The organism is Kitasatospora sp. NPDC101108 (assembly GCF_055584725.1).
Genome location: NZ_JBVJLM010000003.1, coordinates 487,053 through 500,303 on the forward strand (window position 1 = coordinate 487,053; position 13,251 = coordinate 500,303).

Below are 13,251 nucleotides of genomic sequence, written 5' to 3' on the forward strand. Positions count from 1 at the left end.
CCTGAGGCCGTCTCAGGGTCGGTGTACCCGCCAGGTTCACCTCGAAGTGCCCCTGTAGGGCGATGACGCGGCGACGGCCCCGGCCTCTAATGGAGGAGCAGTGCCAATCGCACGCGTTCGCAGAGGAGTTGAGTACGCCATGACCAATGAGACGGCGGTGGACGACCAGGTGGGCGGCGGGGTGCCGTACCGCTCACGGCGCCGCACCCTGGTACGGGCCGGGGTGCCGCTGGCGGTGGGCGCGGTGATCGCCGCCGGGGTGGGGCTGGTGCCGGCGCTGGCCGCCGACTCCCCGCCGGACCTGCCGCAGCTCTCGGCCGAGCAGGTGGTGGCCAAGGTGCTCGGTTCCGACACCCAGGCCCTGTCCGGGACGGTCTCCGTCTCCACCGACCTCGGGGTGCCCAGCCAGCTGCTGGGTGCCGCGGCCGGCGGCCTCGGCGCGGCGGCCGGGCACGGCGGCGACCAGGGCCAGGCGTCGGCGGACCCGCAGTCCAAGCTGCTGGGCCTGCTGGGCGGCGACCAGACCCTGCGGGTCGCCGTGGACGGTCCGGACCGTCAGCGGGTGGACCTGATGGAGAACATGGCGGGCTACACCCTGGTCCGCAACGGCGACCAGAGCTGGGCCTGGGACAGCACGACCAACACCGCCCTGCACGTGACCGGGCGTCCGGCCGAGCACGGCAGCGCCAAGGCCCCGAAGGCGCCGCTGACCGGGGTGCCGACCACCCCGCAGGAGGCCGCCGAGAAGTTCCTCAGCGGGAGCGCCGGCACCACCTCCGTCACCGTGGCCGGGACGGCCAACGTGGCCGGGCAGAAGGCGTACCAGCTGAGCGTCAAGCCGACCCAGTCCGGCTCGACGATCTCCGAGGTGCGGATCTCGGTGGCCGCCGACAACGGGGTGCCGCTCGCGGTGGTGGTGAAGTCCGCCGACGGCTCCACCGTGCTGGACGTCCACTTCACCGACGTGTCCTTCGCCGCGCCGGCCGCCAAGACCTTCGACTTCACCGCGCCCAAGGGGGCCAAGGTGACGGAGAAGAAGGCGGACGAGGCGGCCAAGGACGCCAAGGGTGCCAAGGGCGCCGAGGGCGAGCGGGGCGACCGGGGCACGCAGGGCGGGGGCCACGACGGCGTGAACGTGATCGGCGAGGGCTGGACGGCCGTGGTCTCCACCCAGCTGCCCGCCGCCGTCGAGGCGCCGAAGGGCGAGGACACCGGCAAGAAGGGCAAGCAGCACGGCCGGTCGATGAACCCGCAGGCCCTGGTGAAGTCGCTCGGCAAGCCGGTCGGCGGCGGCACCCTGATCAGCACCAAGGTCGTCAACGTCCTGCTCACGGACGACGGCCGGGTCTTCGCCGGAGCGGTGACCCTGCCGGTCCTCCAGCACGCCGCCGGGGTGAACTGACGGATGACCGAGACTCCCGTAACGGGGGACGTTACGGAGTCGGCCGGGGGTCCGGGCGCCGCGTCGCGCCCGGCCCCCGTTCCTTCCAGCTCCCCCGGCTCCCCCAGCTTCCCCGGCCCCTCCGCCCCCGCCGGCACCGACGACGTGATCAGGACCCGTGGCCTGACCAAGCGCTTCCGCGGCGGCCAGCTCGCCGTGGACGGCCTGGACCTGACCGTGCCGCGCGGCTCCGTCTTCGGCTTCCTCGGCCCCAACGGGTCCGGCAAGACCACCACCATCCGGATGCTGATGGGCCTGATCGCCCCCACCTCCGGCGTGGCCACCGTGCTCGGCGAGTCGATGCCGCAGTCCGTCGCCACCGTGCTGCCCCGGGTGGGCGCGCTGATCGAGGGCCCGGCCCTGTACGGCTTCCTGTCCGGCCGGGACAACCTGGTCCGCTTCGACGCCGCCGACCCGACCGCCGACCCGCGCACCCGGCGTCAGCGGGTGGAGACCGCCCTGGAGCGGGTCGGGCTGAGCGCCGCCGCGGGCAAGAAGGCCCGCGCCTACTCGCTGGGCATGAAGCAGCGCCTGGGCCTGGCCGCCGCGCTGCTGCAGCCGCGCGAGCTGCTGGTGCTGGACGAGCCGACCAACGGCCTGGACCCGCAGGGCATGCGGGAGATCCGGGCGCTGGTCCGGGAGGTCGCGGCGGAGGGCACCACGGTGTTCCTCTCCTCGCACCTGCTGGACGAGATCGAACAGGTCTGCACCCACGCGGCGGTGATGTCCCGGGGCCGGCTGGTGGTGCAGGGCACCGTCGCCGAGCTGGCCGCCCGGGCGCAGGGCCGGCTGGTGGTCCGCACCCCCGACGTGGCGCAGGCCGCCGAGGTGCTGGCGGCCCACCGGGTGGGCGCGCTGGTGCCGGGCGAGGGCCGGGTGGACGGCGAGCTGGGCGCGAGCGGCGACGAGGCGCTGCCCAAGCTGTGCGCGGCGCTGGTCGAGGCCGGGGTCCGGGTGCACGGGTTCGGGCTGGAGCGGGGCACGTTGGAGGACGCCTTCGTGGCGCTGACCGGGGAGGGCTTCGATGTCGCAGGCTGAGACGGCGCTGGTGATCGGACGCCGGCCGCAGACCGCCTCCGGGTTCCTGGCGCTGTTCCGCAACGAGCTGCACCTGACCTTCCGCCGGATGCGGACCAAGGTGCTGCTGGGCATCCTGGCGGCGCTGCCGATCCTGATCGGGGTGATCGTCAAGCTCAACACGGACAGCCCGCGCGGCGGTGGCGGCGGGACTCCGAGCTTCATCGCGCAGACCACGCAGAACGGGCTGTTCCTGGTGTTCACCGCGCTGGCGGTGGCCCTGCCGGTCTTCCTGCCGATGACGGTCGGCGTGGTCGCCGGGGATTCGGTGGCGGGCGAGGCGGCCACCGGGACGCTGCGCTACCTGCTGGTCGCCCCGGCCGGGCGAACCAGGCTGCTGGCCGCCAAGTTCACTGCCGGGCTGGTGTTCTGCCTGGCAGCCACCGCGGCGGTCGCGGTGACGGCGCTGGCCACCGGCGCCACCCTGTTCCCGCTCGGCGAGGTCACGCTGATCTCCGGGGACACCATCGGCTTCACCGACGCCCTGCTGCGGGCGGTGCTGGTGGCCGGGGTGGTCGCGGTCTCGCTGGCCGGGCTGGTGGCGATCGGGCTGTTCGTCTCCACCCTCACCGGCAGCGGCATCGCGGCGATGGCCGCGACCGTCGGGCTGGTGATCACGGTGCAGATCCTGGACGCCTTCCCGCAGCTGGACCCGGTCCGGCCGTTCCTGTTCACCCACTACTGGATGAGCTTCTCGGACCTGCTGCGGGAGCCGATGTACTGGGACGGCGTGTGGAAGGACCTCGGGCTGCAGGCCGCCTACGTCGCGGTGTTCGGCTCGGCGGCCTGGGCCCGGTTCACCAGCCGCGACATCAGCGCGTGAGCGACATCAGTGCGTGAGCTGCGTCGGGCGGTGGGCTGCGTCGGGCGGTGAGCTGCGTCGGGCGGTGAGCTGCGTCAGCGGGTGACGGCTTCCTGGGCCGCCGCCGTCGAAGCCGGCGCCGTCGGGGCGGGTGGCGGCACGGCTGCGGCCCGCCCGGCGCGGTCGTTCCGCACCTGGCGCAGCGCGTCCCAGGTGAGCAGGGCGAGCGCGGCCCACACCAGGGCGAAGCCGGCCCAGCGCGCCGGCGGCATCGACTCGTGGAACACCGCGACGCCGATCAGGAACTGGAACACCGGCGCCAGGTACTGCAGCAGGCCCATCACGGTCAGCGGCACCCGGACGGCGGCCGCGCCGAAGAACAGCAGCGGGATCGCGGTGATCACCCCGCTGAGCATCAGCAGCCCGGAGTGCCCCCAGCCGTACGAGCCGGCCACCGTGTGCCCGAAGGTGCCGCGCCCGCTGACCTCCAGGTAGACCAGGTAGCCGAGGGCGAAGGGGAACATGAAGGCGCTCTCGGCGGCCAGGCTCTCCAGCCCGCTCAGCCCGACCTGCTTCTTCAGCAGGCCGTAGGTGGCGAAGGTGAGCGCCAGGGCGAGCGCGATCCAGGGCAGCTGCCCGTACGCGACGCTGAGCACCGCGACGGCGGCGGCGCCGATGCCGACGGCCGTCCACTGCGCGCCGCGCAGCCGCTCCTTGAGCACCAGGACGCCGAAGGCGATGGTGACCAGCGGGTTGATGAAGTAGCCGAGGCTGGTCTCCACCACGTGCCCGCTGTTGACGGCCCAGATGTAGACGCCCCAGTTGGCGGAGATCACCGTGGCAGCGCCGGCCAGCATGGCGAGCCGGCGGGGCTGGCGCAGCAGCGGGCGTATCCAGCCCCAGTGCCGCTGGGCGACCAGCATCAGCACCACCGCGACCAGGGACCAGACCATCCGGTTGGCCAGGATGTCGTCGGCGGCGCCGGGCTCCAGCAACGGCCAGAAGAGGGGGAAGAGCCCCCAGATCCCGTAGGCCGCCATGCCGTACCAGAGGCCTCGGCCGCTGTCCCGCTGATTCGTCTGTGGCATGCCGAGTGCCCTCCCGCGCGCGTGTCGTCCTGGCGACGGTAGCGGGCGGGAGGGCAGGCTGTCATCTCCGTTTCCGGATTTTGGTCATGACATTGCTTGAATGCTGGGACGCGCCCGGCGTTCTCGCAGGTCACCGTGGTCGTGCTCAGGCACCCAGCGCCGCGCGGACGGACTCCGCCAGCGGGACGGTCGGGCGGCCGATCAGCCGGGCGAGGTCGCCCGGGGTGCCGGCCAGCTCGCCGCGCGCGATGCCCGCGTCCACGTCGACCAGCGCCTCGGCGAAGCCCTGCGGCAGGCCCGCCCCGACCAGGACGTCCAGGTGCTCGGCCGGGGTGACGTCGCGGTGCCCGACCGGCCGGCCGGAGGCCTTCGCCAGCTCGGCGGCCAGCTCGGACAGGCTCCAGGCGACGTCACCGCTCAGCTCGTGGACCCGGTTCCGCTCGCTCCCGTCGAGCAGTACGGCGACCGCCGCGTCGGCGTAGTCCCGGCGCGGGGCGGTGGCCACCCGGCCGTCCCCGGCACTGCCGAGCACGACGCCGCGCGCCACCGTGCCGGCCGCGTCGCCCAGGTAGTTCTCGGTGTACCAGCCGTTGCGCAGGAAGGCGTACGGGAGGCCGGACGCGAGGATCAGCTCCTCGGTCGCCCTGTGCTCGTCGGCCAGCCGGAAGGTCGCCGCACCGAGGATGCTCGTGTAGGCGAGCAGGGCGACCCCGGCCGTCCGGGCGGCCTCCACCACGGCCCGGTGCTGCGGAACGCGGCGGCCGACCTCGCTGCCCGAGATCAGCAGCACCCGGTCGCCGGCGGCGAAGGCGCCGGCCAGGCTCTGCGGCTCGTCGTAGTCGACCACCCGGACGTCGACCCCGCGCGCGGCCAGGTCGGCCGCCTTCCCGGCGGAGCGCACGGCGACCGCCACCTCGCTCGCGGGGACCTGGGCCAGCAGGCCCTCGACGACGAGACGGCCGAGCTGGCCGGTGGCTCCGGTGACGACGTACATGGGGTACTCCTTCTCCTGGGTGACTCTCTGACCTCGGAACTCACCTTAGGGATGGCACTAACCTTTCGAAAGTACGTACTTCAAAGTAGGGTACTGGCATGGAGGTAAGTGGAATGCGGGTGAGCGCTCCGAAGATGGACGAGCCGAAGATGGACGAGCCGAAGGTGGGTGCGCCCGAGGCGGGCGGACTGCCCCCGGCGAACGTCTTCGACCGGATGTGCCCGTCCCGGGGCGTACTGGAGCACGTCACCAGCCGCTGGGGCGTGCTCGTCCTCGGCGCGCTGCGCGAGCGCGGCTACCGGTTCAGCGAGCTGCGGCGGCGGGTGTCGGGGGTCAGCGAGAAGATGCTCGCCCAGACCCTGCAGACGCTGGAGCGGGACGGGTTCGTGCTGCGCGAGGCACACCCGGTGATCCCGCCCAGGGTCGACTACAGCCTCACCGCGCTCGGCCGGGAGGCGGCGGAGCTGGTCGCGGCGCTCGCGCACTGGTCCGAGCAGCGGGTCGGCTCGGTGGTCGCGGCCCGCGAGGAGTACGACGGGCGGCCCACCGCTCCTTGAGTCGGGCGGGCCACCGCTCCTTGAGTCGGGCGGGCCACCGCTCCTTGAGTCGGGCGGGCTACCGCTCCTCGATCAGCGCCGCGAGCCCGTCCAGGACGCGGGCCAGGCCGAAGGCGTAGGCGTGGTCCGGGCTGTACGCGCCGCCGTGCGCCTCGCCGGCGGCGGCGCCCACGCGGGCGGCGACCGGGTAGCGCTGGGGGTCGAAGACCCGGGCCAGCAGGTCGGCGTTGGCCTGCCACCACTGGGCGTCGGTCAGCGCGCTGTCCTGCTGGGCGGCCCGCTCGTCGGCGGCCATCCGGGCGCAGGTCTGGACGAAGCCCAGCAGGTGGGTGAGCGCGGCGTCCAGCTCGACGTCGGGCAGTCCGGTGCCCTCCAGGGCACGCAGCTCGTACTCGTACTTGGCCATCAGCCCGGGGCCGAGCGGCGGGCGGCTGGTGGACACGGCGGCGACCCACGGATGGGCGCGGAACAGTGCCCGGTTGTCGTCGGCGACGGCGGTCACCCGGGCCCGCCAGCCGTCGTCGGCCGGAGTGCTGCGGGGCATGGTGGCGTAGACGGTGTCCAGCATCAGGTCGAGCAGTTCGGCCTTGCCGGGCACGTAGGTGTAGAGGGCCATCGGGGACAGCCCGAGCTCCTGGGCGACCCGGCGCATGGTGACGGCGTCCACGCCCTCGGAGTCGGCCAGGGCGATGGCGGCGGCGGCGATCTCACCGGTCGAGCGGGCCTGCTTCGGGCCCCGTCGGCCGGGCTTCTCCTCGGCGGTCAGCCCCCAGAGCAGGGCGAGGGTGCGCGCCGGGTCTCCTGCGCTGCTGCGGTCCGTGGCCATGCGCAGGATCCTTTCACGGACGGCGGCCGCTACCGTCTGTCCCATGACCAGCCCTGAGCCACTGCCCGGCACGGACACCGACCGGACCCTGCGCCCCCGGGTGACCTGCCGGCGCTGCCACCGGCCGCTGCACGACCCGGAGTCGCGGATGCTGCGGCTGGGGCCGGAGTGCCGCGATCCGGCGGAGCGGGTCGCGCGGTTCGAGGTGGAGCAGGAGACGCTGCCGGGGGTGTAGCCGGGACCGGGGTGTCCGGGTTCCCGGGGTGTCTAGGAGCGGCCGAAGAGGCGGCGGATCAGGCCGGGGCGGGGCTGCCGCACGGGTCCGGGCGTGCCGGGCCCCTCGCCCGCGCCCTCCGGCTCCACGCCCTCCGGCTCCGCGGCGTGCGGGGCGTTCTCGGTGTCGTCCGGGGCGTCCTCGGCGGCGTGCGGGGCGTCCTCGGCGCCTTCGGCGTCCTCGGCGAGCTCGGCGTCCACCTCGTCCAGCAGGCGCCGGGCGGTCTCGCGGTCGTCCGGCCGGGTCCACGGCGCGGCCAGCACCAGGGCGCAGTACGAGCGCAGGATCGTCACCACCCGGCTGCGGCTCGCCCGGGCGCTGTAGTGCAGCCGCTGCCGCAGCAGTTCGGCGATGTCGGCGCGGGCCGACGGGTGCGTCCAGCCGATCGCGACCAGGGCGAAGCCGGCCGCCTCGACCACCCAGTCCTCCGGCCCGAGCAGCAGGTCGCGCAGCACCCGGCGGCGCTCGGAGCCCTCCCAGGGCTGGTCGGTGCGGTGGTGGGCGATGCCCAGGCAGGCGAAGGCCTGGACGGCGCGCACCCACAGCTCGGGCTGGTGGGCGAGCAGCACGCGGCCGAGCTCGTCCTCCCGGGGCAGCGGCGGGTGGACGAGCACGGCGAGCAGTTCGTCCAGCGGAAGCCCGGCGAGCCGGACGGCGTGGTCGTAGGCGGCGGGGACGGTCGGCCAGACGATCTCGGCGGTGGCGCGGAGGAGTTCGGCGCTGGACGGGGCGGGCGCGGCGACGGCCGGGCGCGGGTCGGTGCCGTCCCAGGACCAGATCCGGGTGGTGGGCTCGGTCAGCGGCAGCCGGGGGTCGGGCTCGCCGACGGACCGGTAGGAGACCGTGGAGCGCGGCAGCGCGAGGCGGAGCGCCAGCACCGAGCTGGGCGGCTCGACGGCGGAGGCGGTGCAGTCGATCTCGGCGCCGCGGTCGGTGCCGTCCGAACCGAGCACCTCGTGCAGCACGTTGACGGTCGCCTCGGTCGCGCCGGAGACCATGCCGAGCCAGGGCTCGCGGTGGCTGAGCCGCTCCAGCAGGTCCTGGGCGTACTCGTGGTCGGGGTGGTCGCGGTGGTGGTCGGCGAGGGCGAGCAGGTGAGCGGCTTCGCCGTCGACGGCGAAGCGCAGCCCGTGCAGGGCGGGGGCGGCCTTGGGGTGGTCCGGCTCGGTGGCGAGGACGCGCTCCAGCCAGGGCAGGCCCTCGGCGGGGCGGCCGAGGGTGCCGTACAGCTCGGCGACGTCCACCGCGAGGTAGCTGCTGGAGTTCCCGTCGTCCGGCGCGACCCGGGCGAGTTCGGCCTCCCAGACGGTGAGCGCCTCCTCGGGGCGGCCGTCGGCGCGCAGGGCGTTGCCGAGCATCACGGAGGGCAGGTAGCCGGGGGCCAGCCGGTGGGCCCGCTCGGCGAGTTCGACGGCGCGGGCGGTGGCGCCGAAGCGGCGGGTCAGGCCGGAGGCCATCGCGAGCAGCAGCGGGTGCTCGGGGTGGCGCTCCGTCACGGCCCGCAGGAAGCGCTCGAAGGGCCTTACGGCGTCGGCCAGTTCGGCGGACAGCGGGTCGGGCAGCGCCCCGGCGGCGCGGGCCGCCGCCTGGGCGGCCGCGTCCGGGTCGACCAGGGCGGGCAGGTCCTCGCGGGCGAGCCAGGCGCTGTGCGCCCAGGGGCGGGCCGGCTCGTACTGGATCGCCGAGGCGAGCAGGCCGACGGCGGTGTCCCAGTCCCCGGCGGCGGCCTCCACGTGGGCGCGGCAGACGACGGTGCCGAGGTAGACCTCGCCGTCCAGCGGGAACAGCTCGCGGGCCGCGGCGGGGCCGCCGGCGGCGGCGCACAACTCGGCCAGCGCTTCGTGCAGTTCGGGCAGCTGGGGGTCGGCGAGGATCGCGTCGGAGAGGTGGTCGGCGGCGTGGGCGAGGTCCCCGGAGTCGATCGCCAGCCGGGCGACGGCCACCTCACCCTCGGCCGCCAGCCGCGCGTCGCCCTCGTCGTCGGTGTGCGCCATCCCTGTCCCCCGGGTCCGCTCTCGGCTCGTGCGCGGACGAGGGTATCCGGTGCGTACGACAGCCGGATGATCACCCTGCGGTCGACGGCGCCCCGATTCCTCGATCGGATACGACCCGAACGAGTGGTTTAGACCTCGGAAAGACGCGGTCCGCGCGTGTCGCCGACCACGATGGGGCGGCGGTGATCCGAGAACGAAGCACCGCTCCGCGGACGTCCCCTGACTCCTTGCGAGGAAATGATGAAGTTCCCCCGCGCCCTCTCCGCGGCCGCCTCGGCCGCCGTCCTGAGCACCGTCGCGCTCACCGGGCCGACAGCCACCCCGGCTTCCGCCGCAGGCTCCTTCGTGGTCAGCGAGGCCCGGTTCAACCAGATGTTCCCGAACCGGAACCCCTTCTACACGTACAAGGGCCTCACCGACGCCCTCGGCGCCTACCCCGCGTTCGCCACCACCGGCGACACCGCCACCCGCAAGCGCGAGGCGGCCGCGTTCCTGGCCAACGTCAGCCACGAGACCGGCGGCCTGAGGTTCGTCGTCGAGCAGAACACCGCCAACTACAGCCACTACTGCGACACCACCCAGCCCTACGGCTGCCCGGCGGGCCACAGCGCCTACTACGGGCGCGGGCCGCTGCAGATCAGCTGGAACTTCAACTACAAGGCCGCGGGCGACGCCCTGCGCATCGACCTGCTGCACGACCCGTCCAAGGTGGAGAAGGACCCGGCCGTCGCCTGGAAGACCGCGCTCTGGTTCTGGGACACGCAGAAGGGCGCCGGGACGATGACGCCGCACGACGCCGTCGTCAACAACAGGGGCTTCGGCGAGACCATCCGCAGCATCAACGGCGACCTGGAGTGCAACGGCAAGAACCCGGACGAGCGCAACGACCGGATCAACCTGTTCCGGAAGTTCGTCGGGGTACTGGGCACGAACACGGGCGGCGGCAGCATCTCCTGCTGAGCCCGGCCCTCGTGGGCGTCGCGGGCGGCGTGGCCCTCGTGGCCCTCGTGGCCCTCGTGGAGCAGGAAGTCGGCCGGGCCGACTTCCTGCTCAGCGTCAGCCGATCGGGTGAGCGGTGTCAGTGGCGTCTGATCCACTGCCCCCAGGATCCGAGACGAGGGGGGCCGCCGGAATGGGTGTGCTGACCGACTACTTCCGGGCGCCCGGTGCTGCGGCCGTCGTGCGGGCGCTGGAGCTGACCGGGGGCGCGCGGCCCGAGTTCGGCGAGGCCTCCGAGGGGGCCTTCGACGGCGTCATGGCCAAGGGCGTCGATCCCGGTGTCCTGCTGGGGCAGCTCGTCGCGGCGATCCGGGCGGAGCCGTGGCGGGTCGACCTGGTGGAGGACGCGGCGGTCTGGCCGACCACTCCGCAGCCCGGCCCGGACGGCCCCTGGAGCGAGGACGACCCCTGGTCGACCGGCCCGTGGGTGACCGAGCTCGACGACGCCGCCCGGGACGCGCTCGCCGGGGTGCGCGACGACCGGATACCGGCGGCCGTGGCGCGGTGGGCCGAGGCCGCCGAGTGGCACGGCGCCGATCCGGCGGATCTGCTGCCGCTGGCCGAGGAGTTGATCGCGCTCGCCCGCCGGGCGCGTACGGCGGGCGAGCGGCTGTACTGCTGGATCTGCCTGTAGCGACGCTCAGCCGGTGATCGGCGTGGCGCCGGTCGCGGCGAGGGAGAGGTCCCAGAGGCGGGCCGCCGCGTCGGGGTCGAGGGCGTACGGGCGGACGCCGCCGTCGTCCATCGAGTCGCCGGGGGCGGCGACGCGGGCGACCTCGCAGTCCTCCAGGTAGAGGCCGCCGCGGCCGTCGAGCAGCGGGGAGGTGGCCGCCCAGAGGCCGGTGGCCGCGCCCTGGGAGGGCGACTTGAAGTCGGCGCCGACGACGGTGCCGTGCTCGTCGACCCAGCCGCGGTCGATCTGCTCCCGGAGCGTCATCTCCCGCTGGAGACCGGTGATGATCTTGCCCGGGTGGAGTGCAAAGGCCCGCACTCCGTCGGCCCGCCCGAGCGCGTCGAGCCGTGCGGCGAACAGGACGTTGGCGGTCTTGGACTGGCCGTACGCGAGCCACTTGTCGTACCCGGTGCGGAAGTGCGGGTCGTGCCAGCGGATGTCGGTGAGGGCGTGCCCGGCCGAGCTGTTGACCACCACCCGGGCGCCGTGCGCCGCGAGCAGCGGGTGGAGTTCGCAGGCGAGGAGGAAGTGCCCGAGGTGGTTGGCGGCGAACTGGCCCTCCCAGCCCGGGCCGACGCGCCGCTCCGGGGTGGCCATCACGCCCGCGAGCGCGAAGAGCAGGTCGAGCCGGTCGGTGGAGCCGGCGATCCGCGCGGCGGCGGCCCGGACGCCGTCCGGGTCGGCGAGGTCCATCGGGACGACCTCGCAGCCGTCGAACGGCCGCAGCGCGGCGCGGGCGGCGTCCGGCCGGCGGGCCGGGACGATCACCCGGGCGCCGGCCGCGCTCAGGGCCCGGGAGGTCTCCAGGCCGAGGCCGGAGTAGCCGCCGGTCACCACGGCGGTCCGGCCGGAGAGGTCGATTCCGGCCATGACGTCCTCGGCGGTGCTGGCGGCGGAGAAGGGCGAGCCGAGCGGCTGCTGATCGGTGGTGGTCATGGCGAGGACGGTAGGAGCTGGACCGCGGTCCAGCTCAAGTCGCCGCCCGGCCTCGGGGGGATCTCTCCGCCCGCCCCGAGCCGTCGCGGCCCCCTTTCGACGGCGGCGGAGGAGCTGTCGGGCGCCCCGTACCGGCCGTACCCGGGGCCGGTGGACGCGGCGCCGGAGGAGCTGGAACGCTGGACGGCGCGGGATCTCGTGTCGGCCTTCGCACCGGAACGGCAGGAACGATGAGCAGTTCGATCGAGTGGGCCGGCGACCCGGTGTCGTTCCGGCCCGCGAGCGGCGAGCACACCGAGGAGGTGCTGAGCGTGCTGGACGAGGCGGCCGGCTGGCTGGGCGGCCGGGGCATCCGCCAGTGGCCGGTCAGCTTCTCGCCCGTGTGGGTGGCCGGGGCGATCGAGCGCGGTGAGACCTGGCTGGTGGACGTCGGCGACAAGCCGTCGGGGACGGTCACCCTGGACTGGGCCGACGCCCTGTGGGCGGACGTGGGCGGGACGGCCGGCTACGTGCACCGGCTGGCCGTACGCCGGCGGGCGCGCGGCCTGGGCGGGGTGATCCTCGACTGGGCCGAGGACCGGGCGCGGCAGCGCGGGGTCGACGCGCTGCGGCTGGACTGCGTCGCCCACAACCGCTCGCTGCGCGACTACTACGAGGGGCGCGGCTTCGTCCATCGCGGCGACGCGCCCTGGCCCGGCATCCCAGGACAGCCGAAGCGCGAGGGCCCGGTGCTCTGGATGAGCCGCTACGAGCGGCCGCTCGCCGGGTCCCGCACCTGAACATTTCAGGACGAGAAATATTCAGGTGCCCGTCGGCGTTCCGGAAGGCGTCGGCGCGGAAGGACCGCGCGTGGCCGGAAGGAGTGCAGCGCCGTGCGCGTGGAGATCTGGAGCGACATCAACTGTCCGTGGTGCTACATCGGCAAGGCCCGGTTCGAACAGGCCCTGGCCGCGTTCCCGCACCGCGCCGAGGTGGAGGTCGTCCACCGCTCCTTCGAGCTGGACCCGCACGCGCCGCGCGCGGCCCATCCGGTGATCCCGCTGCTCGCCGCCAAGTACGGGATGAGCCTGGAGCAGGCCGAGGCGGCCGAGGCCCGGATCGCCGAGAACGCGCGCGGCGAGGGCCTGCCGTACCTGGACGGCGGGCGGGACGCCGCGAACTCCTTCGACATGCACCGGCTGCTGCACTTCGCCAGGGCGCACGGCCGCCAGGCCGAACTGCTGGACGCGCTGTACCGGGCCAACTTCGCCGAGGAGCGGTCGGCCTTCGACGCCGGGCGCCTGCTGGAGCTCGCCGTCGGGTCCGGGCTGGACGGCGAGGCGGCGGCCGCCGTACTGGCCGATCCGGAGGCCTACGCGGAGGCGGTGCGCGAGGACGAGGCGACGGCGAGCGCCATGGGCGCGACGGGCGTGCCGTTCTTCGTCCTGGACCGGCGGCTCGGGGTGTCCGGCGCCCAGCCCGCCGACACCTTCACCCGGGCGCTGGAGCAGGCCTGGGCGAGCCGGGTGCCCTCGCCACTGGTCCAGGTCGGCGCGCCGGGCGACGAGCAGGCGTGCGGGCCGGAGGGCTGCGAGCTGCCCCCGCGGTGAC

14 protein-coding genes are annotated in these 13,251 nt (G+C 74.5%); 9 read left to right on the forward strand and 5 right to left on the reverse strand.

Annotation, left to right across the window (positions count from 1 at the left end):
- Positions 1-139 precede the first annotated feature (139 nt).
- From ACZ6Z8_RS10465 to ACZ6Z8_RS10475, 3 genes are read left to right on the forward strand one after another with little or no spacing between them, the layout of a single operon-like run.
- Positions 140-1,402, forward strand: coding sequence for a LolA family protein (locus ACZ6Z8_RS10465; protein WP_465608140.1), 1,263 nt, complete (start codon positions 140-142; stop codon positions 1,400-1,402).
- A 3-nt stretch (positions 1,403-1,405) separates the two neighbouring features.
- Positions 1,406-2,479: an ABC transporter ATP-binding protein gene (locus tag ACZ6Z8_RS10470; protein ID WP_465608142.1), complete on the forward strand. Its 1,074-nt coding sequence runs from the start codon at positions 1,406-1,408 to the stop codon at positions 2,477-2,479.
- Positions 2,466-3,341 (forward strand): ABC transporter permease, encoded by an 876-nt coding sequence (locus ACZ6Z8_RS10475; protein WP_465608144.1) that lies wholly within the window; start codon positions 2,466-2,468, stop codon positions 3,339-3,341. The genes ACZ6Z8_RS10470 and ACZ6Z8_RS10475 overlap by 14 nt, the downstream gene beginning before the upstream one ends.
- Before the next feature lie 74 nt (positions 3,342-3,415).
- Here the strand turns inward: ACZ6Z8_RS10475 and rarD are convergent, their stop codons facing one another.
- The gene (rarD, locus tag ACZ6Z8_RS10480) at positions 3,416-4,408 is read right to left on the reverse strand and encodes an EamA family transporter RarD (RefSeq protein WP_465608146.1); all 993 of its coding nucleotides are present in this window, start codon (positions 4,406-4,408) and stop codon (positions 3,416-3,418) included.
- 145 nt (positions 4,409-4,553) lie between these two features.
- Positions 4,554-5,402, reverse strand: a complete 849-nt coding sequence (locus tag ACZ6Z8_RS10485; RefSeq protein WP_465608148.1) for an SDR family oxidoreductase — start codon at positions 5,400-5,402, stop codon at positions 4,554-4,556.
- 149 nt (positions 5,403-5,551) lie between these two features.
- Between ACZ6Z8_RS10485 and ACZ6Z8_RS10490 the strand changes: the two genes are divergently transcribed.
- Positions 5,552-5,959, forward strand: coding sequence for a winged helix-turn-helix transcriptional regulator (locus ACZ6Z8_RS10490; protein WP_465608444.1), 408 nt, complete (start codon positions 5,552-5,554; stop codon positions 5,957-5,959).
- 58 nt (positions 5,960-6,017) lie between these two features.
- Here the strand turns inward: ACZ6Z8_RS10490 and ACZ6Z8_RS10495 are convergent, their stop codons facing one another.
- A complete protein-coding gene (locus tag ACZ6Z8_RS10495; protein WP_465608149.1) occupies positions 6,018-6,785 on the reverse strand; it encodes a TetR/AcrR family transcriptional regulator in 768 nt (255 codons plus the stop codon).
- Between the two features lie 43 nt (positions 6,786-6,828).
- Here ACZ6Z8_RS10495 and ACZ6Z8_RS10500 point away from each other — a divergent pair, with 43 nt between their 5' ends.
- Positions 6,829-7,020: a DUF6011 domain-containing protein gene (locus tag ACZ6Z8_RS10500; RefSeq protein ID WP_465608151.1), complete on the forward strand. Its 192-nt coding sequence runs from the start codon at positions 6,829-6,831 to the stop codon at positions 7,018-7,020.
- A gap of 32 nt (positions 7,021-7,052) precedes the next feature.
- Here the strand turns inward: ACZ6Z8_RS10500 and ACZ6Z8_RS10505 are convergent, their stop codons facing one another.
- Complete coding sequence (locus ACZ6Z8_RS10505; protein WP_465608153.1) at positions 7,053-9,053, reverse strand: hypothetical protein; 2,001 nt, start codon at positions 9,051-9,053, stop codon at positions 7,053-7,055.
- A gap of 237 nt (positions 9,054-9,290) precedes the next feature.
- Here ACZ6Z8_RS10505 and ACZ6Z8_RS10510 point away from each other — a divergent pair, with 237 nt between their 5' ends.
- Positions 9,291-10,013, forward strand: a complete 723-nt coding sequence (locus ACZ6Z8_RS10510) for a chitinase (RefSeq protein ID WP_465608155.1) — start codon at positions 9,291-9,293, stop codon at positions 10,011-10,013.
- Between the two features lie 172 nt (positions 10,014-10,185).
- The gene (locus ACZ6Z8_RS10515) at positions 10,186-10,686 is read left to right on the forward strand and encodes a hypothetical protein (RefSeq protein WP_465608157.1); all 501 of its coding nucleotides are present in this window, start codon (positions 10,186-10,188) and stop codon (positions 10,684-10,686) included.
- 6 nt (positions 10,687-10,692) lie between these two features.
- On the opposite strand, the gene ACZ6Z8_RS10520 is transcribed toward ACZ6Z8_RS10515, so the two are convergent.
- A complete protein-coding gene (locus tag ACZ6Z8_RS10520; protein WP_465608159.1) occupies positions 10,693-11,661 on the reverse strand; it encodes an oxidoreductase in 969 nt (322 codons plus the stop codon).
- A gap of 230 nt (positions 11,662-11,891) precedes the next feature.
- On the opposite strand from ACZ6Z8_RS10520, the gene ACZ6Z8_RS10525 reads away from it, so the two are divergent.
- A complete protein-coding gene (locus ACZ6Z8_RS10525; protein WP_465608161.1) occupies positions 11,892-12,440 on the forward strand; it encodes a GNAT family N-acetyltransferase in 549 nt (182 codons plus the stop codon).
- A 93-nt stretch (positions 12,441-12,533) separates the two neighbouring features.
- The gene (locus ACZ6Z8_RS10530) at positions 12,534-13,250 is read left to right on the forward strand and encodes a DsbA family oxidoreductase (protein WP_465608163.1); all 717 of its coding nucleotides are present in this window, start codon (positions 12,534-12,536) and stop codon (positions 13,248-13,250) included.
- The last annotated feature ends 1 nt before the right edge of the window (position 13,251 follow it).